At 69.4% G+C, this 21,342-nt stretch carries 17 protein-coding genes and 2 pseudogenes; 11 read left to right on the forward strand and 8 right to left on the reverse strand.

Features of this window, described 5'->3' with window-relative positions; translation table 11 throughout:
* Positions 1-134: 134 nt before the first annotated feature.
* Together ACGFYU_RS31040 and ACGFYU_RS31045 are read right to left on the reverse strand one after the other, a co-directional pair.
* Positions 135-209 (reverse strand): 50S ribosomal protein bL37, encoded by a 75-nt coding sequence (locus ACGFYU_RS31040; protein ID WP_393830707.1) that lies wholly within the window; start codon positions 207-209, stop codon positions 135-137.
* A 17-nt stretch (positions 210-226) separates the two neighbouring features.
* Positions 227-1,033, reverse strand: coding sequence for an SDR family NAD(P)-dependent oxidoreductase (locus tag ACGFYU_RS31045; RefSeq protein WP_393830638.1), 807 nt, complete (start codon positions 1,031-1,033; stop codon positions 227-229).
* Between the two features lie 361 nt (positions 1,034-1,394).
* Here ACGFYU_RS31045 and ACGFYU_RS31050 point away from each other — a divergent pair.
* Positions 1,395-2,120: pseudogene (locus ACGFYU_RS31050) on the forward strand (DNA-binding protein); the annotation flags it as partial.
* Positions 2,121-2,132: 12 nt separating this feature from the next.
* On the opposite strand, the gene kdpB (ACGFYU_RS31055) reads toward ACGFYU_RS31050, so the two are convergent.
* The gene (kdpB, locus tag ACGFYU_RS31055) at positions 2,133-4,283 is read right to left on the reverse strand and encodes a potassium-transporting ATPase subunit KdpB (protein WP_393830639.1); all 2,151 of its coding nucleotides are present in this window, start codon (positions 4,281-4,283) and stop codon (positions 2,133-2,135) included.
* A 309-nt stretch (positions 4,284-4,592) separates the two neighbouring features.
* Positions 4,593-5,945, reverse strand: a pseudogene (locus tag ACGFYU_RS31060) (amino acid permease).
* Between the two features lie 248 nt (positions 5,946-6,193).
* On the opposite strand from ACGFYU_RS31060, the gene kdpF (ACGFYU_RS31065) reads away from it, so the two are divergent.
* From kdpF (ACGFYU_RS31065) to ACGFYU_RS31100, 8 genes are all read left to right on the forward strand, one after another.
* A complete protein-coding gene (gene kdpF / locus ACGFYU_RS31065) occupies positions 6,194-6,283 on the forward strand; it encodes a K(+)-transporting ATPase subunit F (RefSeq protein WP_393830640.1) in 90 nt (29 codons plus the stop codon).
* Positions 6,284-6,365: 82 nt separating this feature from the next.
* Positions 6,366-7,127, forward strand: a complete 762-nt coding sequence (locus tag ACGFYU_RS31070; protein ID WP_393830641.1) for a DUF4118 domain-containing protein — start codon at positions 6,366-6,368, stop codon at positions 7,125-7,127.
* A gap of 237 nt (positions 7,128-7,364) precedes the next feature.
* Positions 7,365-7,454: a K(+)-transporting ATPase subunit F gene (gene kdpF / locus ACGFYU_RS31075; protein ID WP_393830642.1), complete on the forward strand. Its 90-nt coding sequence runs from the start codon at positions 7,365-7,367 to the stop codon at positions 7,452-7,454.
* An 8-nt stretch (positions 7,455-7,462) separates the two neighbouring features.
* Positions 7,463-9,127 (forward strand): potassium-transporting ATPase subunit KdpA, encoded by a 1,665-nt coding sequence (gene kdpA, locus ACGFYU_RS31080; RefSeq protein ID WP_393830643.1) that lies wholly within the window; start codon positions 7,463-7,465, stop codon positions 9,125-9,127.
* Complete coding sequence (gene kdpB / locus ACGFYU_RS31085; RefSeq protein ID WP_393830644.1) at positions 9,124-11,223, forward strand: potassium-transporting ATPase subunit KdpB; 2,100 nt, start codon at positions 9,124-9,126, stop codon at positions 11,221-11,223. Before kdpA ends, kdpB (ACGFYU_RS31085) begins: the two co-directional genes overlap by 4 nt.
* An 8-nt stretch (positions 11,224-11,231) precedes the next feature.
* Complete coding sequence (locus ACGFYU_RS31090; protein WP_393830645.1) at positions 11,232-11,909, forward strand: potassium-transporting ATPase subunit C; 678 nt, start codon at positions 11,232-11,234, stop codon at positions 11,907-11,909.
* A 125-nt stretch (positions 11,910-12,034) separates the two neighbouring features.
* On the forward strand, positions 12,035-12,718 hold the full coding sequence (locus ACGFYU_RS31095; protein ID WP_393830646.1) for a response regulator: 684 nt from the start codon (positions 12,035-12,037) through the stop codon (positions 12,716-12,718).
* 40 nt (positions 12,719-12,758) lie between these two features.
* Positions 12,759-15,302: an ATP-binding protein gene (locus tag ACGFYU_RS31100; RefSeq protein ID WP_393830647.1), complete on the forward strand. Its 2,544-nt coding sequence runs from the start codon at positions 12,759-12,761 to the stop codon at positions 15,300-15,302.
* 645 nt (positions 15,303-15,947) lie between these two features.
* Here ACGFYU_RS31100 and ACGFYU_RS31105 read toward each other — a convergent pair.
* From ACGFYU_RS31105 to ACGFYU_RS31120, 4 genes are all read right to left on the reverse strand, one after another.
* Positions 15,948-16,700, reverse strand: a complete 753-nt coding sequence (locus ACGFYU_RS31105; protein WP_393830708.1) for an ATP nucleotide 3'-pyrophosphokinase — start codon at positions 16,698-16,700, stop codon at positions 15,948-15,950.
* Positions 16,701-17,166: 466 nt separating this feature from the next.
* The gene (locus ACGFYU_RS31110; protein WP_393830648.1) at positions 17,167-19,038 is read right to left on the reverse strand and encodes a DNA/RNA helicase domain-containing protein; all 1,872 of its coding nucleotides are present in this window, start codon (positions 19,036-19,038) and stop codon (positions 17,167-17,169) included.
* A 128-nt stretch (positions 19,039-19,166) separates the two neighbouring features.
* Entirely contained in the window at positions 19,167-19,454 is a 288-nt protein-coding gene (locus ACGFYU_RS31115) for a hypothetical protein (RefSeq protein WP_393830649.1), read from the reverse strand.
* Complete coding sequence (locus ACGFYU_RS31120) at positions 19,451-19,771, reverse strand: hypothetical protein (RefSeq protein WP_393830650.1); 321 nt, start codon at positions 19,769-19,771, stop codon at positions 19,451-19,453. Before ACGFYU_RS31120 ends, ACGFYU_RS31115 begins: the two co-directional genes overlap by 4 nt.
* A gap of 201 nt (positions 19,772-19,972) precedes the next feature.
* Here ACGFYU_RS31120 and ACGFYU_RS31125 point away from each other — a divergent pair, with 201 nt between their 5' ends.
* Both ACGFYU_RS31125 and ACGFYU_RS31130 read left to right on the forward strand, forming a co-directional pair.
* Positions 19,973-20,815, forward strand: coding sequence for a helix-turn-helix domain-containing protein (locus ACGFYU_RS31125; protein WP_393830651.1), 843 nt, complete (start codon positions 19,973-19,975; stop codon positions 20,813-20,815).
* Positions 20,797-21,006, forward strand: coding sequence for a DUF397 domain-containing protein (locus ACGFYU_RS31130; RefSeq protein WP_393830652.1), 210 nt, complete (start codon positions 20,797-20,799; stop codon positions 21,004-21,006). Before ACGFYU_RS31125 ends, ACGFYU_RS31130 begins: the two co-directional genes overlap by 19 nt.
* The last annotated feature ends 336 nt before the right edge of the window (positions 21,007-21,342 follow it).

Genomic DNA, 21,342 nt, shown 5'->3' on the forward strand with positions numbered 1-21,342 from the left:
GCCCGGGGGGGGAACCCGGGGGGGGGGGCCGGCCTGCCTCCGGCCGGCTCTGTTATTGCGGGGGGGGGGGGGGGCGGGTTGGGGGGGGGGGGGGGCCCGGGGCGGGGGGCCCCCCCCGCGGGGAGGGGAGTGGCTTACTGGCCGGGCTTGCGGCCGTGGTTGGCGCCCTTCTTGCGGCGGGCCCTCTTCTTGCGTGCGCGCTTGGACACGGAGGTACGGGGTCCCTTCAGACGGTGTGGCCGACGAGGAGGTCGGCGAGCTTGTTGAGGCGCTTGACGGTGCGGTCCTCGGTGGCGGCCGCGGCGGGGGCGACGCGCTCGGAGCGGTCGTAGTAGGCGCCGTTGACGATCTCGACCGCCGGGTCGCAGAGGCGTACGACGTGCGCCGCGCCCTCGGCGGCCGGCGCGCCCTCGTGCCCGTAGAGCGGGAGCAGGCCGGTCTCGCAGACGCCCGGGTGGACGGACACGGCTGTCACGCGCGGGTCGGCGGCGAAGACGGTGAGCGCCAGCTGCGATTGCGCGTACGCGGCGAGGCGGGCGTAACGCCGGATGCGCTGCGGGTCGTTCCACTGGATCGCGCCGGTGCGGTGCAGCGAGGAGGAGACGTTGACGACCCGGCCGCCGGGGTTGCTGGTCAGGGCCGGCTCCAGCAGGTTGGTGAGGAGGTAGTGGGCGAGGAAATTGACCTGGAAGGCGATTTCGTTGCCGTCGGCGGTGAGGGTGTGGCGCTCGGGGGCGGCCATGGCGGCGTTGTTGACCAACGCGTGCAGGTGCGGGTGGTTGCGTACGACCGCGTGGGCCATGTTCTCGACCTCCGTCAGGCGGGAGAAGTCGGCGGCGAGCGGGTACAGGAGGGCGCTGTCGATGCCCGCGGTGGCGATCAGCCGGTCGGCGGCGGCCTGGGCCTCCTCGGGCGTGCGGCCGTGGAGGAGGACGGTGGCGCCGCTCTCGGCGAGCATGCGGGCGGCCTCGAAACCGATGCCGGAGGTGGCTCCGGTGACGAGGACGGTACGGCCGGACAGGGTGGAAGGCATGTCGGATTCCTGGATGCAGGCATGACGGGTACGCCCAGCACCCGGCGCGGAGCGCGGGGCGTGAGCTCAGGTCATGCGGGAAAGGGTGGAAAGACTCCTACGTCGCTGCTGCCACGGGCTTCAGCGAGCCGGTGGCAGGTACGTGGAGCGGATGACGCGCGGCCGGTTTCAGATGGCCGGGCGGGCAGCGGGCACTGTCGGCCGCACCTGATGAGGTGGCCGGTCTTCGTAGCGCGGACCGCTGTTCATGGACCCATCCCAGCGCATCGGCACGGGTCCGGGCAAGATGCCGGGCCCGGCTTTGACGGGCTTCTGACGTGTGGGGATGGGGAGTCGTCAGGAGGGCATCAAGGCCGGCGGCCGCGTCATCAACGCCACCGGCGCGGTCGTCACCGGCCTGGTCCTGGTGATCGTGCTCGCCACGAAGTTCACCCAGGGTGCCTGGCTCGCGGTGCTCGCCGCGATCCTGCTGTGGCTGATGATGCGCGGGATCCGCCGCCACTACGACCACACCGCCGCCGAGCTCGCCGTCACCGACCCCCGGGCCGAACGGCAGCCGCCCTCGCGCGTACTGGCCATCGTCCTGGTCTCCACCGTGCACAAGCCGACGATGCGCGCCCTGGCCTATGCCCGTGCCTTCCGGCCCGCCCACTTGGAGGCGCTCACGGTCGCCGTCGACAAGGAGGGGCTGGCCCACCTCCAGAAGCAGTGGGAGGACTTCGGGATCGACGTACCGCTGAAGGTCCTCGACTCCCCGTACCGCGAGATCACCAAGCCCGTCGTCGAGTACGTACGCTCCATCCGGCGCGCGGGACCACGGGACGTCGTCGCCGTGTTCATCCCCGAGTACGTAGTCGGCCACTGGTGGGAGAACCTCCTCCACAACCAGTCCGCGCTGTGGCTCAAGAGCCGGCTGCTGTTCACCCCCGGCGTCATGGTGACGAGTGTGCCCTGGCAGCTGACCTCCGCCGCCGTCGCCGACCACCCGGCCGCTCGTGCCCCCGGCGCCGTCCGCCGTGGTGAACCGACCACCCCCCACGAACACGCCGCCGCCCGCGTCACTCCCGGGAACACTCCGCGGGACTGACCGGCGGAGAGGTCATCCGAGGCCGGGGACGGCGGACACCACGAGGTCGATGAGCTTGATTCCGACGAAGGGCAGGACCAGGCCGCCCAGCCCGTAGACGGCGAGGTTGCGGCGCAGCAGGTCGTGCGCGGAGGCAGGGGTGTAGCGGACGCCGCGGAGGGCCAGCGGGATCAGGGCCACGATGATCAGGGCGTTGAAGATGATAGCCGAGGTGATGGCCGAGGTGGGGCTGTGCAGTCCCATGATGTTGAGCGCGCCGAGTCCCGGGTACGCGGAGGTGAACATGGCCGGGATGATCGCGAAGTACTTCGCCACGTCATTGGTGATGGAGAAGGTGGTCAAGGCCCCCCGCGTGATGAGGAGCTGCTTGCCGATCCGCACGATCTCGATGAGCTTGGTGGGGTTGGAATCCAAGTCGACCATGTTCCCGGCCTCCTTGGCGGCCGAGGTACCGGTGTTCATCGCCACGCCCACGTCGGCCTGCGCCAGGGCGGGCGCGTCGTTCGTGCCGTCGCCCGTCATCGCGACGAGCTTGCCGCCCTCCTGCTCCCGCTTGATCAGGGCGAGCTTGTCCTCGGGGGTGGCCTCGGCGAGGTACTCGTCGACTCCTGCCTCGGCGGCGATGGCGGCCGCGGTCAGCGGATTGTCGCCGGTCACCATGACCGTACGGATGCCCATGCTGCGCAGCTCGGCGAAGCGTTCGGCGATGCCCTCCTTGACCACGTCCTTGAGGTGGATGATCCCGAGGACCCGCGGACCTTCCCAGTCGTGTACGGCGACCAGCAGAGGTGTCCCGCCCGAACGGGACACCTGCGCGGCCCAGTCGGCGGCCTCGGGCGGTGCGCCTCCGCCCCGCATCGTCACCCAGTCGCAGACCTCCTGCACGGCGCCCTTGCGGATGGCGCAACCGGCGCCGTTGTCCCAGCTCAGGTTGATCCCGCTCATCCGGGTCTTGGCGCTGAACTCCACGAAGCGCGGGTTGCTCAGCTCGTGCTCCGCGGGAGGCGTCAGACCGTAACCCTGGGCGAGGGCGACGACGGAGCGGCCCTCGGGGGTCTCGTCGGCGAGCGAGGACAGCTGAGCCGCGTCCGCGAGCTTCCCGTGATCGACGCCGGGCAGCGGGATGAAGCTCTCGGCCTCCCGGCTGCCGGTGGTGATGGTGCCGGTCTTGTCCAGCAGCAGGGTGTTCACATCGCCCGCCGCCTCCACCGCCCGGCCGCTCATGGCCAGGACGTTGCGCTGGACGAGGCGGTCCATGCCGGCGATGCCGATGGCCGAGAGCAGGGCGCCGATGGTGGTGGGGATGAGGGTGACGAGCAGGGCGACCAGTACGGCCGTGGACTGGGCGGCGCGCGCGTGCGCGGCCATCGGCTGAATGGTGACCACGACCAGTACGAAGATCACCGTCATGGCGGCCAGCAGGATGTTCAGCGCGATCTCGTTCGGGGTCTTCTGCCGGCTGGCGCCCTCGACCAGGGCGATCATCCGGTCGATGAAGCTGTGTCCGGGGCGCGAGGTGACCCGTATGACGACGGAGTCGGACAGGACGGTCGTACCGCCCGTGACCCCGGACCGGTCGCCGCCCGACTCGCGCAATACGGGGGCGGATTCGCCGGTGACGGCGGACTCGTCGATCATGGCGGCGCCGTCCACGACATCGCCGTCGGCCGGGATCATCTCGCCCGCCTTGACCAGGACGAAGTCGAAGGGCTGGAGCTCGGCCGGGCTGACGGCCTCCGTCTCGGCGCGCCGCAAGTTCGTCCCGTACGTCCAGTGCTGCAAGCGCAGGGCCACCGTGTCCGTACGGGCCTTGCGCAGCGACTCCGCCTGCGCCCGGCCGCGGCCCTCGGCGACGGCCTCGGCCAGATTGGCGAAGAGCACGGTCAGCCAGAGCCAGACGCTGATCACCCAGGCGAAGACCGACGGGCTCAGGAGCGCGGAAAGCGTGGTGAGGACGGAGCCGACGGCGACGACGAACAGCACGGGTTTGCGCACCAGTTCGCGCGGATGGAGCTTGCGCACCGCCTCGCGCGCCGAGGCCGCGAGCTGCTCGGGCTCAAGCATGTTCGCGGGGCCGGGACGTTTGCGGGGCGGCCGCGTCACAGGTGACTGCGGCGGGGTCCCGAGACCTGGAGGAGTGTGCTGCGCGGCAGCGGAAGACATGAAGTGGCCTTCTGGTGGAGATCGGCAGAGTGCGGCCCGGGCCGCATGCGTGGCGGCCCGCGGGCGTGAAGAATGGGCGAGCCGTAGAGGGGCCCGCCTCCGGGGACCTGTCGGCATGGCCCCCTCAGGCCGTCGTCATGCGGATGGGTCCGGTCCCCAGTGGCGGGACGGGCAGGAATCTATCTCCCGCTCTGCGTAATTCCCCGAATACCCAGGGGAATTAGTGGATCCTTGACGTCCGCGTATGGAAGGCCGTCAAGGCCGCGTCAGCGCGGTGTCAAAAACGCACGGTGTCAAAAATGCGCGGCGTCAAAAGCGCACGTCGTCGGTGATGCGGAAACGCAGCCGGCAGATCACCGCGTCGGTGTCCCGGCGCACGGCGTGCGCGACGACCGAGCCGCGCTGGTTCTGCAGGAGGCGCTGCCACAGGTGGGCGGGTTCGGTCTCCGGGATCAGTACGGTGACCTGGGACTCCGGGTTCGCGACGGCGAGTTCGCGTACATAGCCGGAGACCGGGCGGCCCAGGGCGCGGGTCGGCGAGGTGACCTCGACGAGTTCGACTCCCGGGTTCCAGAGCTCCCAGTCGCGGCGCAGCGCCTCGGCGGCCTGTCGGTCCTCGGGAGCGGGGTGGGTGACGGTGACGGCCAGGACCTCGTCGCCCAGGGAGCGGGCTGCCGTCAGCGCCTTGGAGGTCAGCTTCGACAGTCCGGAGATGGGTACGACGACCAGCGAGCGGGCCTTTGTCGGAGGCTGGGGGATCCGGCCGAACTCAAGGCGCTCGCCGATCCGGGCGTAGGCGCGCTGGATCTTCTCGAAGCCGAGGACGAGCAGGGGCAGGGCAACCACGATGAGCCAGGCGCCCTCGGTGAACTTCGCGGCGAGCGCCAGCAGCACCATCGTCGCGAACTGGACGACGTAGAAGGCCGCGTTGTGCCCGAAGGAGGCGTCCGCGAGCTGCGCGAGGACGGTCACTCCCTCCACCGGCTGGAGGTGGAATCGGCCGATCAGCACCGACAGCCCGATCAGCATCACACCGAGCAGGGCGCCGAGCGCGACCTCCGTCCGCTGCGCGCGGCGCGCGGCCGGCGCGCGGAAGGACGGCACGGCGTTCGCGACGGCCTCGACGCCGGTCAGGGCGGAACAGCCGGCCGCGAAGGCCTTCAGCAGGAGCAGTGCGCCGACCGTCGTGGCGCCCTCACCGAGCGCGGAGGCGTGTCCGGCCGCGGATGCGGTGCTGTCAGCGCGGCGACGCCGGCGGTGATCGACACCGCGACGTTCAGCACGTAGTCGAGGATCAGCGAGGCGGCCGCCACCAGACTCGTACGCCGGCCGAGGTGCTTCTTCCCGGACGGCGTACGAACCTCCGCCGTCGGGGAAGGCGGCGATGACCTGCCGGTACGAGGCCACCAGCACCGCAAGCAGCACGGCGATCGCGACGGTGACCGGGAGGGTGAACCCGAGCCCGTGCGCACCCGCACCCGCCAGTACCAGCACGACGGCCTCGGGCCCGTACGCGACCGAGGCCATGGCGTCCAGCGACAGCGCGGCCAGGCCCTGGAGCGCGGTCAGCTTGTGCCGGTCACCGGCTCCCGTATCAGGGGGCTGTTCCGCGCCGGGCCCGTGTGCCGCCATGGTGTCCGGTTTACCTGCGTGAATGGCCATGAAGCCGGTCCCTCCGATCGAGCGAGGACGAGGGACAGCGTCCGGTCCGGCGTGCGGCGTCGCCAGCCGTCCTGGCGACATCCATACGCGTGCGGCCCCGCTCTTCACGCATCTTCATACGGACGGCCGCAGAGCCCGTATCAAGTGCGTCAAAAGGGCATGAGGGTCCGGTACGGAGGAGGGCGATGGGGGCAATGTGGAGGTGAGTGGGATACGGCCCACCCGTGAGGCACAGGGAGTCAGGATCAATGGACGCTGAGAACGTGGTCGGGCTGCTCATCGCCATCGCTCTGCTCGGCTATCTCATCGCGGCCCTGATCAAGCCCGAGAGGTTTTGAATCGGGCGCAGCTTGAATCGGGCGCAGGCTGAATCTGGTTCAGTCCGAATCGAGATCATCGTGTCCGGACCGGAGGCATCACATGTCCGGGTATCGCCTGCACGACCGCATCGCCCTGATCGCGGCCCTCGCGGCCCCCTTCCTGGTGGCGCTCGCGCTCGTGCCCTTCCGCACGACCCTGTCGGCGACGAACACGGCCCTGGTCCTGGTGGTCGCCGTGGTCGCGGTCGCCGCGCTCGGCACCCGCACGGCCGGGGCCCTCGCCGCGCTCTCGGCGGCCGCCTGGTTCGACTTCCTGCTGACCAGGCCGTACGGGCGTTTCACGATCTCCGACGCGAACGACATCCAGACGGCTGTCCTCCTGCTGGTCGTCGGCTTGATCGTCTCTCAGCTCGCGGTCCGAGCACGCCGGCTCCAGCGCTCAGTGATTACTGGCGCCTCCGATCTGTCGCGGCTGGAGGGCACCGCCCGGCTCGTCGAACGCGGTGGTTCCCCCGAGGCTGTCGTCGAGCACGTGCGACAGGACCTCGTCAATCTGCTGGGCCTGCGCGCATGCCGCTTCGCGTACGGATCGCTCCTCGGACGCCTGCCCCGCCTGGAGCACGACGGCAACGTGTGGAGCGGCCACGACACCGGGCAGGCCGAAGCCGCGTACTGGCCCGACGAGTGGCCGGAGGGCGAGACCGAGCTCCGCGCCGTCGGAGGCGGGCACTACTACGGGCGCTTCCTGCTGGAGCCGGCCCCCGGCCCCCTGCCGTCCCTGCAAGCCCGTCTGGTGGCGGTCGCCCTGGCGGCACAGGCCGGTGCAGCCCTCGATACGTCCGGCCTGTCGCACCGCGACTGACTCGTCGCAGGGTGTCACCGTAAGGGTGGCGTCAAGAGTTCCGCTGTGCCCGTAAGGAGTCCGTCAAGGGGTCTTAACGCGCGGCTGGGCTCGCGGTTAGCTCTTCCTCGGCCGGTCTGGCCGAAATCCATTTCATCACTTCATCCAGGAGCTCACGGTGGCCGATCTGGCCTTCGTCGTCACCACGGTCGCGGTCTTCGCGCTGGTGGCTCTTATCGCACGGGGGGTGACCAAGCTGTGAGCATCGAGAACATCATCGGCCTCGCGGTGGCCGTCTCCCTGCTGGGTTACCTCATCCTCGCCCTTGTGTACCCGGAGAGGTTCTGAGCACTGATATGAGCCCCGAATTCGCTGGTGTGCTCCAGCTCCTCGCGCTGATCGCCGCGCTCGCACTGGCCTACCGCCCGCTCGGCGACTACATGGCTCGGGTCTACTCCTCCGAGAAGCACTACAAGCCGGAGAAGTGGATCTACAAGGCCATCGGCGCCAACCCGTCGGCCGAGATGCGCTGGCCCGCCTACCTGCGCGGCGTCCTCGCCTTCTCCGCGGTGAGCGTCCTCTTCCTCTACCTGCTCCAGCGCGTGCAGGGCAGCCTGCCCGGCTCGCTCGGCTTCGTGTCGATCGACCCGGACCAGGCCTTCAACACCGCCGCCTCCTTCGTGTCCAACACGAACTGGCAGTCGTACTACGGCGAACAGGCCATGGGCCACGTCGTACAGACCGGCGGCCTGGCCGTCCAGAACTTCGTCTCGGCGGCCGTGGGCATGGCCGTCGCGGTCGCCCTCGTACGGGGCTTCGCGCGCTCCCGGACCGGCGAGCTGGGCAACTTCTGGTCGGACCTGGTGCGCGGCACCGTCCGCATCCTGCTCCCGATCGCGGTGATCGGCGCCCTGGTCCTCGTAGCATGCGGTGTCATCCAGAACTTCGCCGGCATCCACGAGGTCGGCCAGTTCATGGGCGGAACGCAGCAGTGGAACGGCGGCGTGGTTGCGTCGCAGGAGGCCATCAAGGAACTCGGCACGAACGGTGGCGGTTACTTCAACGCCAACTCCGCGCACCCCTTCGAGAACCCGACCCCGTTCACGAACCTCTTCGAGATCTTCCTGATCCTCGTCATCCCCTTCTCCCTCACCCGCACCTTCGGCCGCATGGTCGGCTCCATCCGCCAGGGCTACGCGATCCTCGCCACGATGGCCACCATCTGGGTCGTCTTCGTCGCCCTGATGATGTGGACCGAGTTCTCCCACCACGGCCCGGCCCTCCAGGCCGCGGGCGGTGCGATGGAAGGCAAGGAGACCCGTTTCGGGATCGGTGCCTCCTCCATCTTCTCGGTCTCCACGACCCTGACCTCGACCGGTGCGGTGGACTCCTTCCACTCCTCGTTCACCGGTCTGGGCGGCGGTATCCAGCTGCTGGGCATGCAGCTGGGCGAGATCGCTCCCGGCGGTGTCGGCTCCGGCCTCTACGGCATGCTGATCATGGCGATCATCGCGGTGTTCATCGCGGGCCTCATGGTCGGCCGCACTCCCGAGTACCTGGGCAAGAAGATCGGCACTCGCCAGATCAAGCTGGCCGCCTGCTACATCCTCATCACTCCGGCGCTGGTGCTGTGCTTCACCGCCGCGGCGATGGCGCTGCCCACCCCGGTCACCTCGATGGCGAACCCCGGCGCGCACGGCTTCTCCGAGATCCTGTACGCCTACACCTCCGGCGCCAACAACAACGGATCGGCTTTCGCGGGCCTGAACGCCGACACGCAGTGGTTCAACAGCACGATCGGCATCGCGATGCTGCTTGGCCGCTTCCTGCCGATGGTGTTCGTCCTGGCGCTGGCCGGCTCGCTCGCCGAGCAGACCCCGGTTCCGGAGACGGCGGGCACCCTGCGCACCGACAAGCCGCTCTACGCGGGCCTGCTCGTCGGCACGATCATCATCATCACCGGTCTGACCTACTTCCCGGCGCTGGCGCTGGGTCCGCTTGCCGAAGGGCTCGCCTCATGAGCACCATCACGCCAACCCGTGCTCCGCACGACGATCTGCCCACCGGGCACAAGCCCCCGGCAGGGCGCGTCGGCGGCGGCCTCTTCGACCCCAAGGCCCTGCTGAAGTCCTTCCCGGACGCGGTGAAGAAGCTCGACCCGCGCGTCATGATCAAGTCGCCGGTCATGTTCGTGGTCCTCGTCGGGTCGGTGGTCACCACCGTCCTGGCGATCAAGGACCCGACGGACTGGTTCGGCTGGGCGATCACCGTGTGGCTGTGGCTGACCACGATCTTCGCGAACCTCGCGGAGGCGGTGGCCGAGGGCCGCGGCAAGGCCCAGGCCGACACCCTGCGCAAGGCCAAGACCGACACGGTCGCCCGTCGGCTGAACGGCGCCGTCGAGGAGCAAGTCCCCGGCACCGACCTCAAGATCGGTGACCTGGTGGTCTGCGAGGCCGGGGACATCATCCCGGGCGACGGTGACGTCGTCGAAGGCGTCGCGTCCGTGGACGAGTCGGCGATCACGGGTGAATCGGCCCCGGTCATCCGGGAGTCGGGCGGTGACCGCAGTGCGGTCACCGGCGGTACGAAGGTGCTGTCGGACCGGGTCGTCATCAAGATCACGACGAAGCCGGGCGAAACCTTCATCGACCGCATGATCGCCCTGGTCGAGGGCGCGGCCCGGCAGAAGACCCCGAACGAGATCGCCCTCAACATCCTCCTGGCGTCCCTCACGATCGTCTTCCTGCTGGCCGTCGTCACCCTCCAGCCGTTCGCCATCTACGCGGACGCCAAGCAGTCGATGATCGTGCTCACCGCACTGCTGGTCTGCCTGATCCCGACCACGATCGGTGCGCTGCTGTCGGCGATCGGCATCGCCGGCATGGACCGGCTGGTCCAGCGCAACGTGCTCGCGATGTCCGGCCGCGCGGTCGAAGCGGCGGGCGACGTCTCGACCCTTCTCCTGGACAAGACCGGCACGATCACGCTCGGCAACCGCCAGGCCTCTGAGTTCGTGCCCGTCAAGGGCACCACGGCTGCCGAACTCGCCGACGCCGCCCAGCTGTCGTCCCTGGCCGACGAAACCCCCGAAGGCCGCTCCATCGTGGTCCTCGCGAAGGAGAAGTACGGTCTGCGCGAACGCCACCAGGGCGAACTGGCGCACGCCGAGTGGATCGCCTTCACCGCCCAGACCCGCATGTCGGGTGTCGACGTGGACGGGAAGAAGACCCGTAAGGGCGCCGCAGGTTCGGTCATCACCTGGGTGAAGGAGCAGGGCGGCCGGGTCTCCGAGGACGCGGACCTGCTCGCGAACCGGATCTCCGAGGCCGGCGGTACGCCGCTCCTCGTGGCCGTCGAGGACGAGAAGGGCGCCCGGATCCTGGGTGTCATCCACCTCAAGGACGTGGTCAAGGAGGGGATGCGCGAGCGGTTCGACGAGCTGCGCCGCATGGGCATCAAGACCATCATGATCACGGGCGACAACCCGCTGACCGCGAAGGCGATCGCGGAGGAGGCCGGAGTCGACGACTTCCTCGCCGAGGCCACCCCCGAGGACAAGATGGCCCTCATCAAGCGGGAGCAGGCGGGCGGCAAGCTCGTCGCGATGACGGGCGACGGCACCAACGACGCCCCGGCCCTCGCCCAGGCGGATGTCGGCGTGGCGATGAACACAGGCACCTCGGCCGCCAAGGAGGCCGGGAACATGGTGGACCTGGACTCCAACCCCACCAAGCTCATCGAGATCGTGGAGATCGGCAAGCAGCTCCTCATCACCCGGGGCGCCTTGACCACCTTCTCCATCGCCAACGACGTCGCGAAGTACTTCGCGATCATCCCGGCCATGTTCGCGGTGGTCTACCCGGGCCTGGACAAGCTCAACATCATGGGCCTGGCCTCTCCCGAGTCGGCCATCCTCTCCGCGGTCATCTTCAACGCGCTGATCATCATCGCCCTCGTGCCGCTCGCCCTGAAGGGCGTCCAGTACAAGCCGACCAGCGCCGACAAGATGCTCCGCCGCAACATCGGGATCTACGGAATCGGCGGCCTGATCGCCCCGTTCATCGGCATCAAGCTCATCGACATGCTCATCTCCCTCATCCCCGGAATCGGCTGATACCCGCCATGAACAACTCTGTCGGCAACACCGCACGGCTGATCGGCGCGGGCCTGCGCGCGCTGCTGGTCCTGACGGTCCTGTGCGGGGTCGTCTACCCGCTCGCCGTCACCGGCATCGCCCAGGTGGCGTTCAGCGACAACGCCAACGGCTCCGAGATCAAGGACAAGAGCGGACAGGTCGTCGGCTCCGAGCTCATCGGCCAGACCTACAACCTCCCCAAGCAGAACCCCGACGATGCGCAGGAGGCGGCCAAGCCGGACCTGAAGTGGTTCCAGCCCCGCCCCTCCAACGGTCTCGGCTCGAACAGCGTCAACCAGCAGTACTCGCTGATCCTGTCCGGCGCCACCAACAAGGCCGCCGACAACCCCGAGCTGGTCAAGCTGGTCGAGGACGCCAAGGCCGCCGTGATCGCGGACAACTCCACGGCCTCGTACAAGGTGAAGCCCGAGGACGTTCCGGCCGACGCCGTCACCTCCTCCGGCTCCGGTCTCGACCCGAGCATCTCCCCGGAGTACGCCAAGCTCCAGGTCCACCGGGTCGCCGAGCAGAACAAGCTCGACGTCAAGCAGGTCGAGAAGCTCGTGGAGAAGAACACCGAGGGTCGCACGCTCGGCTTCATGGGCGAGCCCCGCGTCAACGTCCTCAAGCTCAACATCGCGATCAAGGCCCTGGCCAAGAGCTGATGATCGCCGCCGTGCGGATCAGGAGTCGGTGGGGCGCGAAGTTCCCCCAGCTACCGCTGGGTCGGACCTACGACGTCCCGCCGGCTCCGGAGCCCCGCCCGTTACGAAAGGAAGGCTCCACACCGATGACACGCGTGCTCGTGGTGGAGGACGATCCGCAGCTCGTACGCGCGCTGAAGATCAATCTCCAGGCGCGGAAGTTCGACGTACAAGAGGCCGGAGACGGTGCCATGGCGATCAGGCTCGCGGCCGACCGCAAGCCGGACGCCATCATTCTCGATCTCGGCCTGCCGGACATGGACGGCGTGGAGGTGATCAAGAGCGTGCGCGGCTGGAGCCACGTCCCGATCCTGGTCCTCTCCGCCCGGCACACCTCCGAGGAGAAGATCCGCGCACTGGACGCGGGCGCGGACGACTACGTGACCAAGCCGTTCAGCATGGACGAGTTGCTGGCCCGCCTCCGTGCCGCCACCCGCCGGCGGGAGGCGCCCGATGCCCCGGCCGGGGTCTCGGAGATCGCGACCGACGAGTTCACCATCGACCTGGCCGCCAGGAAGGTCGTGCGCGGGGAGCGCCGGGTGCGTCTGACGCCCACGGAGTGGCACCTGCTGGAACTGCTGATCGCCAAGCCCGGTCACCTCGTCTCCCAGCGCAAGCTGCTTCTGGAGGTTTGGGGGCCGACATACTCGGAGCACACCAACTACCTTCGGGTCTACATGGCCCAACTGCGACGCAAACTGGAAGCGGACCCCTCTCACCCCCGGTACCTGATCACCGAGCCGGGGATGGGTTACCGCTTCGAGCCCTGACAGACACAGCACATCGAGTAGAACGAGAAGTCGGCATCACATGAGACGCGGAAAGCTCCGGATCTACCTCGGCTCGGCACCGGGCGTCGGGAAGACGTACGCGATGCTGTCCGAGGCACACCGAAGGGTCGAGCGGGGCACCGACTGCGTCGTCGGCTTCGTGGAGCACCACCACCGGCCGCGCACCGAAGTGATGCTGCACGGCCTGGAGATGATCCCGCGCCGCGAGCTCGAGTACCGGGACACCACGTTCACGGAGATGGACGTGGATGCCGTTCTCACACGTCGGCCCGCCGTCGTCCTCGTGGACGAGCTCGCGCACACCAACATCCCCGGCTCGCGCAACGCCAAGCGCTGGCAGGACGTTGAGGAACTCCTCCAGGCCGGCATCAACGTAGTGACCACCGTCAACATCCAGCACCTGGAGTCCCTCGGCGACGTGGTGGAGACCATCACCGGTGTCCGCCAGCGCGAGACCGTTCCGGACGAAGTGGTGCGGCGCGCGGACCAGATCGAGCTCGTCGACATGTCGCCGCAGGCCCTGCGCAGGCGCATGGCACACGGCAACATCTACAAACCCGACAAGGTCGACGCCGCCCTCTCCAACTACTTCCGCCCCGGGAACCTCACCGCCCTCCGAGAACTGGCTCTGCTCTGGGTCGCCGACCGCGTGGACGAGTACCTCCAGGAGTACCGGGGCGAGCACAACATCCGCTCCACCTGGCAGGCGCGCGAACGGATCGTCGTGGGCCTCACCGGCGGACCCGAGGGCCGCACCCTCATCCGCCGCGCCGCCCGGCTCGCGGAGAAGGGATCGGGCGGAGAGGTCCTCGCCGTCTACATCGCGGCGAGCGACGGCCTCTCCTCGGCGTCCCCCAAGGAACTGGCCGTCCAGCGCACCCTGGTCGAGGACCTCGGCGGCACCTTCCACCACGTCATCGGCGACGACGTCCCGCACGCCCTGCTGGAGTTCGCCCGGGGCGTCAACGCCACCCAGATCGTCCTCGGCGTCAGCCGCCGCAAGCCCTGGCAGTACGTCTTCGGGCGTGGAGTCAGTGCCACCGTGGCCGTCGAGTCCGGCCCCGACCTCGACGTCCACATGGTCACCCACGACGCCGCGGCCAGGGGGCGCAGCCTGCCGACCGCGCGCGGCGCCCGGCTGGGCCGTTCCCGCCTCATCTGGGGCTGGGTGACCGGCGTCGTGGGCCCTGCCCTGCTCACGCTGCTGCTCAGTCAAGTCCTTCCCGAGCTCGGGCTCGCGAACGACATGCTGCTGTTCCTCACCTTCACCGTCGCCGCCGCGCTGCTCGGCGGGCTGCTGCCCGCCCTTGCCTCGGCCGCCTTCGGCTCCCTGCTGCTGAACTTCTTCTTCACACCCCCGCTCCACCAGCTCACCATCTCCGACCCGCGCAACATCGTCGCCATCTCGATCTTCGTCGCGGTGGCCGTGTCCGTGGCCTCCGTCGTGGACCTGGCCGCCCGCCGCACCCACCAAGCCGCCCGGCTCCGCGCCGAGTCCGAGATCCTCTCCTTCCTCGCCGGCAGCATCCTGCGCGGCGAGAACTCCCTCGACGCCCTGCTGGAACGGCTGCGGGAGACCTTCTCGATGCAGTCCGTGGTCCTGTTGGAGCGTGCCGGCGAAGTCGAGCCCTGGACCACGGCCGCCTTCGTCGGTACCCACCCGGTCGCCCGTCCCGAGGACGCCGACGTGGACATGCCGATCGGCGAGAACATGGCCCTGGCCCTCTCCGGACGGGTGCTTCCCGCCGAGGACCGGCGCGTCCTGGGCGCCTTCGCCGCCCAGGCCGCCGTCGTACTCGACCGCCAACGCCTGGTCGACGAAGCCGGCAAGGCCCGCGAACTCGCCGAGGGCAACCGGATCCGTACGGCCCTGCTCGCCGCCGTCAGCCACGACCTGCGCACCCCGCTCGCCGGCATCAAGGCCTCCGTCACCTCGCTCCGCGCCGATGACGTCGAATGGTCCGAGGCGGACAAGGCCGAACTCCTCGAAGGCATCGAAGAAGGCGCCGACCGCCTGGCAGCGCTCATCGGCAACCTCCTCGACATGTCCCGCCTGAACACCGGCTCCGTCGTCCCGCTCATCCGCGAAACCGACCTCGACGAGGTCGTCCCGATGGCGCTGGGCGGCGTACCCGACGGCAGCGTCGAACTCGACATCCCCGAGACCCTGCCCATGATCGCTGTCGACCGAGGCCTCCTCGAACGCGTCGTGGCCAACGTCGTGGAGAACGCAGTCAAGTACAGCCCGGACGGGCAGCCCGTACTGGTATCCGCGAGCTCACTGCACGACCGGGTCGAGCTCCGTGTCGTCGACCGCGGCCCCGGTGTCCCCGACGAGGCCAAGGACCGCATCTTCGAACCCTTCCAGCGACACGGCGACGCCCCGCGCGGCGCGGGAGTCGGCCTCGGGCTCGCGGTCGCCCGCGGTTTCACCGAGGCCATAGGTGGCACTCTCACCGCCGAGGACACCCCCGGCGGCGGACTCACCATGGTCCTCACCCTGCCGATAGCCGGAGACACCCCTCACCTTCCCCCGGAGCTTCCGGCCTCGGCAGTCACCTGAGGGTGACCGGAGCGGTTGCAGGCACTGTCCCTGACCTGGGCCGGTTCGGAGGGTGGGCAGGCACAGGACCCTCAGCCAGGTCGGCACAGTCTTCCGGAGAGGCCGGCAGACAGCGTCAGCGTGCTGCACATACCGCCCGCTCTGCACGTAACGCACACCGGCGGCCTGTCCAAAATGCGCCTTGCGGGCCGCTGACCTGTGGTTTTCTTCTACATGTTTTTGGTAGATCTTATTCCGATGACGCACCACGTGGAGTGCGTGGCGATCCTTGAACCGGTGCGGGAAGGCGTCTGACCTGCGGTTTTGTGCGGGTCGCTGCCCGCTTCACCTGTTTCTGCCCGTCCAACGGGTGAAGCGCGCGATTGGTCGGCTACACGCGCCTGACCTGCGGATTCGTTAAGGGGCGCCAGCGGTGGCGCGAGCCGTGGCTGTACGCCCCTCAAATTCTCGACGCTCGTGTGACGCTCATCCTGAAGGTCCATCACATGGGGCGGGCGCGGTTCGACATACCCCGTTGGCTCGGCTGAGTGCGTTGTGACCGCGCATGTTCCACACCCTGTGCCGGCCGGGGCACCCTCCGCCTTGGAAGCCCCGCGCTCGATGAGGGCAAGCGGTCTTCCCGCCTTTGGGTCGCGGACTCGGAACTCAGCCCATCGCCGGGACGGGGAGCGGGGCCGGCCTGGTCAGCCGGTCGGCACCCGGCGGCACGGGCACCGCGGCGAACACGGCATCCTGCTGGGCCTGGAGCTCCGCCTTCCGGGTCGGGGTGGTGGAGGGCAGACGCTGCTCCTCGTACAGGAGGTGGGTCACCTCCTGGGCGTGCTTGCTGGCGGGGGTGTGGAACTGGACCTCGAAGAGCTGCCCGGAGCCGGGGGCACGCCAGCCGGTGTTGAGGCCCTTGTAGCCGCTGGTCCGGCCCCAGGTGTTGGACCACTTCGTGCTGTCGTTGCCCCAGGCGGACAGGAGGGCGGAGGCCGCGGACACCCCGTCGGTGTAGGTGCCGTCCGGCCACTGGAGGGTATAGCGGACGGCGTCGCCCAGGCTGCGAAGGACGGCGTCCACGTTCTGTTCGGGGTGCTCCTTCAGGGAGGTGGCGACCTTCCGCTTGAGGGAGTCCGGAGTCTTGAGCCGGTGGTCGAAGCCGACAAGCTCCGCGCCCGACGCCAGCGCGGCGACGCGCACATCGACGCTGATCGACCGCTCGGCCCGCTGCGCCTGGTCGGCGTAGGCGTCGACCTTGGCGTTGTCGGCGGCGCTCAGGGCGAGCCCGCCCTCTCCCTTCCAGCCGTCGTCGGCGGACGTCGCGGCCGCGGAGGGCCCGGCACCGAGGGCGAGCGCGGTGGCGAACGCCGCCACAAGAACGCTCCGGCCGATCGTGGGGGTGGTGGTCGTACCGATGGTCATGGGCTCGCCTTCACGCACGGGGTTGATCTTGCGCAAGGCATAACCCGCCACCGCCCATCCGGTTACGTCTTCCTGACCGAAGCCACATCAGGACCCACCGCTTTTCCTCCATACAGGGGCCACCCGACGTGCCCGCACAGGAACCCGGTCCGGACGGACGAGCTCGTCCACCGGGTGCCCGCACTCGGAGACCCGGACGCCAGCCGCAACCGGCTCGTGCTCGCGGGCCGTGAACTGGTGCTCGTCCAGCGGGAATCGGCCCTGAAGGCCGACGATCACGAGGCCACCGTCAGGACGGTTTCGGCTTGGATGTGGCCCTGCGCGGCTCGCGTGTGTGCGCTGCCCGCCTCGGGCAGATGCCGCGCGTCCCACCAGATCGCCCACACCCCGCCAACGACCCGGAACCGAACCGTTTCGGATCAGCCCCTGCCGCACCCCGCGAGAGCATTCGTCGTACGTGTTACGCGGGCGGAATCAACGAGCGCAGCTTCTCCCGGGTCTCGGGATCGGTCGAGTAGACGACCGTGCCGACCATGCCCCGGGTCAGCAGCACCTTGTAGGTGTTGCGGACGAGACGGTCGATGTCGTCGTCGTGGGCGGCCTTGGTGAAGGCCGGGTCCTTCGACGCCGTACGGTCCACCACCCACCGGTCGGTACGCCACACCAGGTCCGGGCCGATGATCACGCCCGACCAGTCGTACTCGAAACCCTGCGCGGTGTACACGCAGCCCACTTGTCCGAAGCCGGCCGGATCGGTGGCCCACAGGGATGAGGGCGGGGCACCGAGCCGAGACCGGTCCCCGGCCAGGTTCCAGGGCCGCGCCCAGTCGCCGATGGAGACGTCGGCGGGCAGCTCGGACATGTCCAGGGTGATGTCCGTCGTCCACTTCCAGCAGTAGCCGGCCGCCATCCGCGCACCGTAGTCGTCCTGCTCCAGGCGGGAGACGAGGAACGCCTCCATCTCCTGCGGGCTGTCGGCGGCCCGCAGCTCCACCTTGCCGTCCGGCTCCCAGACGACCGGCCCGTCGCCCTCCAACCCGAGGAGGGCGGCCACCCATTTCACGTACGCGTCGCTGCCGCCGCAGCGGAACTGGCTGTCCAGCTCCACCACCACGCAGTCGAGGCCCTGCTCGGCGGCGGCCCGCTCGATCTCCTCCCGGGTCCCCATTTCGCCGGGGCGCACCACCTGGTGCTGGTCCAGCAGGAACACCGGCACCCGGGCCGCGTCGATCAGCTCCGCCACCTGCGGGCGGCCGGTGCGCAGAGCCGCCCTGGTGTACCGGTCCGCGGAGGTCTTGCGCAGGCGGTGGGCTTCGTCGCAGATCAGCACGTCGAGATCGTTCGGCTCGGCGTCCATGAAGCTGTTGAAGTACTTGAACAGCTTCTGCACCTCGGGCTTGCGGAACCCGGCGACCTTGCGCATCGTCTTGGTGAACGACGCCGATCCGGTCGCGTGCAGGGCGGGCACCCCACGCCGGTACAGCTCGCCGAGGACCGACAGGGCGATCACGCTCTTGCCCGAACCCGGACCGCCGGCCACCACGATCACCTGCTTGTGGTTGCCCCGCTTCGCCTTGCGGACCGCGGACAGCACCAGCTCGTAGGCCACCCGCTGCTCGTCGAGCAGCACGAACTGCTCACGGTCACGGATCTCGGCCGCGGCCACCTTCATCAACTGCTTGGAGGGCCGCACCTTGCCCTGGAGCAGCAGGTCGGCCGCCTGCGCCCCGGACTTCGGCGCGAGCCGCGCGCGGAGGAAGTCGATGAACGCGCCGCGCTGCTCCCCGGTGTACATGCGGCCCCGGACGTCCTCCGGGGTGCTGCGCAGCGAACCGACGCCGAACTCGGTCGCGTTGTGCAGGAACGCCACCCCGGCCAGGGACTCCGGGATCCGCTCCAGTGCCCCGTTGAAGGAGAGCAGGTAGCCGCAGTAGCCGCGCACCTGCTCGATCGGGTTGAGCACCGGGCGTTCCCCGTACGCCGGGACCCCGCACAGCAGCGGTTCGTCTTCCAGCGAGTGGGCCTCGCTCCACTGCTTGAGCTCCACGACCACGTACGAGGGCTCCCCGGTGCGGGGGTGTACGCCGGCCAGCAGGGCGTCGGCGCGCTTGCTGGTCAGCGGTAGGGTGTACTCGATGAGTACCTCGACGTCGCCGAGCCCTGCGTCGAGCAGGGCGTTCGTGAGGGCGGGGAGGCTCCGCTCCCAGGACCGGACCTCGGCATCCGCGGGTCGGCGGCCGTGTGCGTGCACGAAGTTCTCGGAAAGGTGCAGCGCCAGCGACCCTTCGAGGATGCGGGCGGCCACGGATGCCGCGGACTCACGGAACAGCAAGAAATGCCCCCAGGCAGCACGAAGTGACTCGTGCGGGTGGGGGCATGTCCTCCAGAGGTCCGCGGAAGCGGAACGGAAGCCCGGCGGGCCGCTGAGATGATCCCGGTCATTCTAGGACAGCGTGTGGATCACGCAGAAGGGCCGGGGCGGTTCTCGGTCAGGTCGGGAGGCGTGTACGAGGGCGCGGCGCAGAGCCGTTGCCTGCTCCGGGCGTTCACCGCCCGCAGGTGCGCGAGCAGGAACTCTTCCGGGCTGACGGTCCGGACCGCTGCCGGGTCGGCGTCCCAGTACCTGCCGCCGTTGACCGGGAAGAGCCGCAGGTGCGGCCCCTCGTGGCCCAGGACGACGCCGAACCGGTCGAGGGTGGTGTCCCGGACGATGTCCCCGACCGCCGGGAGGCGTCGCCCGTCCGTCACCGGGTGAGCCCCTTCGCGATGACCTCCGCGAGGGCGTGCGCCACCGGGGCGGAGACGACCCCGAGGTGGACGAGCGCGTAGCGGGTCTCGGCCGCGCTGGTGGAGCTGTGTTCCTGTCCGTCGCCGTCGCTGTTGTCATCGTCCGGCCAGGGGGTGCGGACGTCCATGGCCGGGATCTGGATGCCGGCCCGGGTGAGGGCGGCGGCGAGCGCATCGCGGGCGGCGAAAGCCTCCTTGATCTTGGCGGTGGGCGGTAGCGGGGTGGCCGTGGCTGACGTGGCGTCGCCGTGCTTGGGCGGCTGGGGAGTTGAGGTCATGGTGGCGCCCTCTCCTTGTGGGGGGTTTCGACTGGTTCCCTCACCCGGGGGCGCAGGGCTGCGTTACCGTGCGTAGTCCGGGCGCTACGAGCATGGGTCCGGGCAGGGCCGCCCACGCTGTGGGAGGCGGAGTGCTTCCCCGCCCCACGGCGCCGGTTCCACACCTTCCACACCGACTGCTTCGTCCCGGAGGGGAGCGCCATGCCGCAGCGACGAGTGATCACCGGCCGCAGCCAGGAGCCGCGCCAGCGGTTCGCGGAGGAACTGCGGACCCTCCGGACGGGCAGCGGGGCGAGTCTGCGTCAGCTCGGCGAACGGCTGGGCTGGGACTGGTCCTTGTTCGGGAAGATGGAGAAGGGCGAGACGCTGGGCGGTCCCGAGGTCGTCCAGGCGCTGGATACGCACTACGGGACGCCGGGGCTGCTGCTGGCCCTGTGGGAGCTGGCGACGGGCGATCAGACGCAGTTCCGCGAGCGGTACCGGCGGTACATGAAGCTGGAGGCGGAGGCGGTGAGCCTGTGGCACTTCGCGGTGAGCGTGCTGCCGGGGCTGTTGCAGACGCCGGGGTACGCGAGGGAGGTGCTGGCTGCGGGCGGCCTCAAGGAGCCGGAGCTGACGCAGCAGGTGGAGGCACGGATGGGGCGCCGGGAGCTGCTGGAAGGGAAGGACGCCCCGCCGTTTCGGACGATCTTGTCGGAGGCGGTGCTACGGACGCCGCTGCGGGATGCAGAGGAGTGGCGTGAGCAGTTGGAATATCTGGCGGAAGCCGCGGACCGGCCGGATGTCACTGTTCATGTGCTCCCGCAGAGCGCAGGGTTGCACAGTCTGATGGGGGCCGACATGTGGTACCTCCTCATGCCGGATGGTCGGACGGTCGTATACACCGAAAACGGGTATCAGGGCGAACTCATCGAGGAACCTGGCCCGGTTGTACGTTTGCAGAAGGCGTACGATTCGGTGCGCGACCTGGCGCTACCACCAGCAGAGTCGCGCAAGTTCATCCTGCGGATGTTGGAGGAAGCAACGTGCGATCCGTCGACCTGAGTGCCGCCTCCTGGCGTAAGAGCAGCTACAGCAACCAGGACGGTGGGGCGTGTGTCGAGGTCTCCGATGACTTCATCGCTGTTGTTCCCGTGCGGGACAGCAAGAATCCGCACGGTCCGGCACTCGTGATTCCGGCAAGCGGCTGGTCTGCCTTCGTTTCGGCTGTCAAGGATGGGCATTTGACCGCCTGAGGCAAGGCCGAAGGGCCCCGCGATCCGGAAGGACCGCGGGGCAGTTCGGTGTCTCGGGCGGGCTACTTCTTCGCCGCGCGCCCACGGGTGGCGGCGGCCGGGCGCGCAGGTCGTCGTCGGTGAGGCCGTGCTTGCCCTGTTCCGTCTGCCGGTCGCCGCGGAAGAGCGCGGTCGGGGACGCCCCGACGGTCGAGTCGACCTCCGGCGAGGTTCGTATGCGTTCGTGCACGTCACCTCCGGGCCGGCCGTCGGCCCGCAGCCGCACCAAGCGCCGGAACGCGCCCAGGACGAATCCCACCCTCGGCGGGGCCGGGCGTGCACGGCGGTGACATGGTC

The organism is Streptomyces sp. NPDC048337 (assembly GCF_043201175.1).
Classification (GTDB): Bacteria; Actinomycetota; Actinomycetes; order Streptomycetales; family Streptomycetaceae; genus Streptomyces.

Bases quoted from the DNA above. Each gene is read 5' to 3' on its own strand.
- ACGFYU_RS31045 (WP_393830638.1), bottom strand. From the start codon at position 1,033: ATGCCTTCCACCCTGTCCGGCCGTACCGTCCTCGTCACCGGAGCCACC.
- kdpB (WP_393830639.1), bottom strand. From the start codon at position 4,283: ATGTCTTCCGCTGCCGCGCAGCACACTCCTCCAGGTCTCGGGACCCCG.
- kdpF (WP_393830640.1), top strand. From the start codon at position 6,194: ATGGACGCTGAGAACGTGGTCGGGCTGCTCATCGCCATCGCTCTGCTC.
- ACGFYU_RS31070 (WP_393830641.1), top strand. From the start codon at position 6,366: ATGTCCGGGTATCGCCTGCACGACCGCATCGCCCTGATCGCGGCCCTC.
- kdpA (WP_393830643.1), top strand. From the start codon at position 7,463: ATGAGCCCCGAATTCGCTGGTGTGCTCCAGCTCCTCGCGCTGATCGCC.
- kdpB (WP_393830644.1), top strand. From the start codon at position 9,124: ATGAGCACCATCACGCCAACCCGTGCTCCGCACGACGATCTGCCCACC.
- ACGFYU_RS31090 (WP_393830645.1), top strand. From the start codon at position 11,232: ATGAACAACTCTGTCGGCAACACCGCACGGCTGATCGGCGCGGGCCTG.
- ACGFYU_RS31095 (WP_393830646.1), top strand. From the start codon at position 12,035: ATGACACGCGTGCTCGTGGTGGAGGACGATCCGCAGCTCGTACGCGCG.
- ACGFYU_RS31100 (WP_393830647.1), top strand. From the start codon at position 12,759: ATGAGACGCGGAAAGCTCCGGATCTACCTCGGCTCGGCACCGGGCGTC.
- ACGFYU_RS31120 (WP_393830650.1), bottom strand. From the start codon at position 19,771: ATGACCTCAACTCCCCAGCCGCCCAAGCACGGCGACGCCACGTCAGCC.
- ACGFYU_RS31125 (WP_393830651.1), top strand. From the start codon at position 19,973: ATGCCGCAGCGACGAGTGATCACCGGCCGCAGCCAGGAGCCGCGCCAG.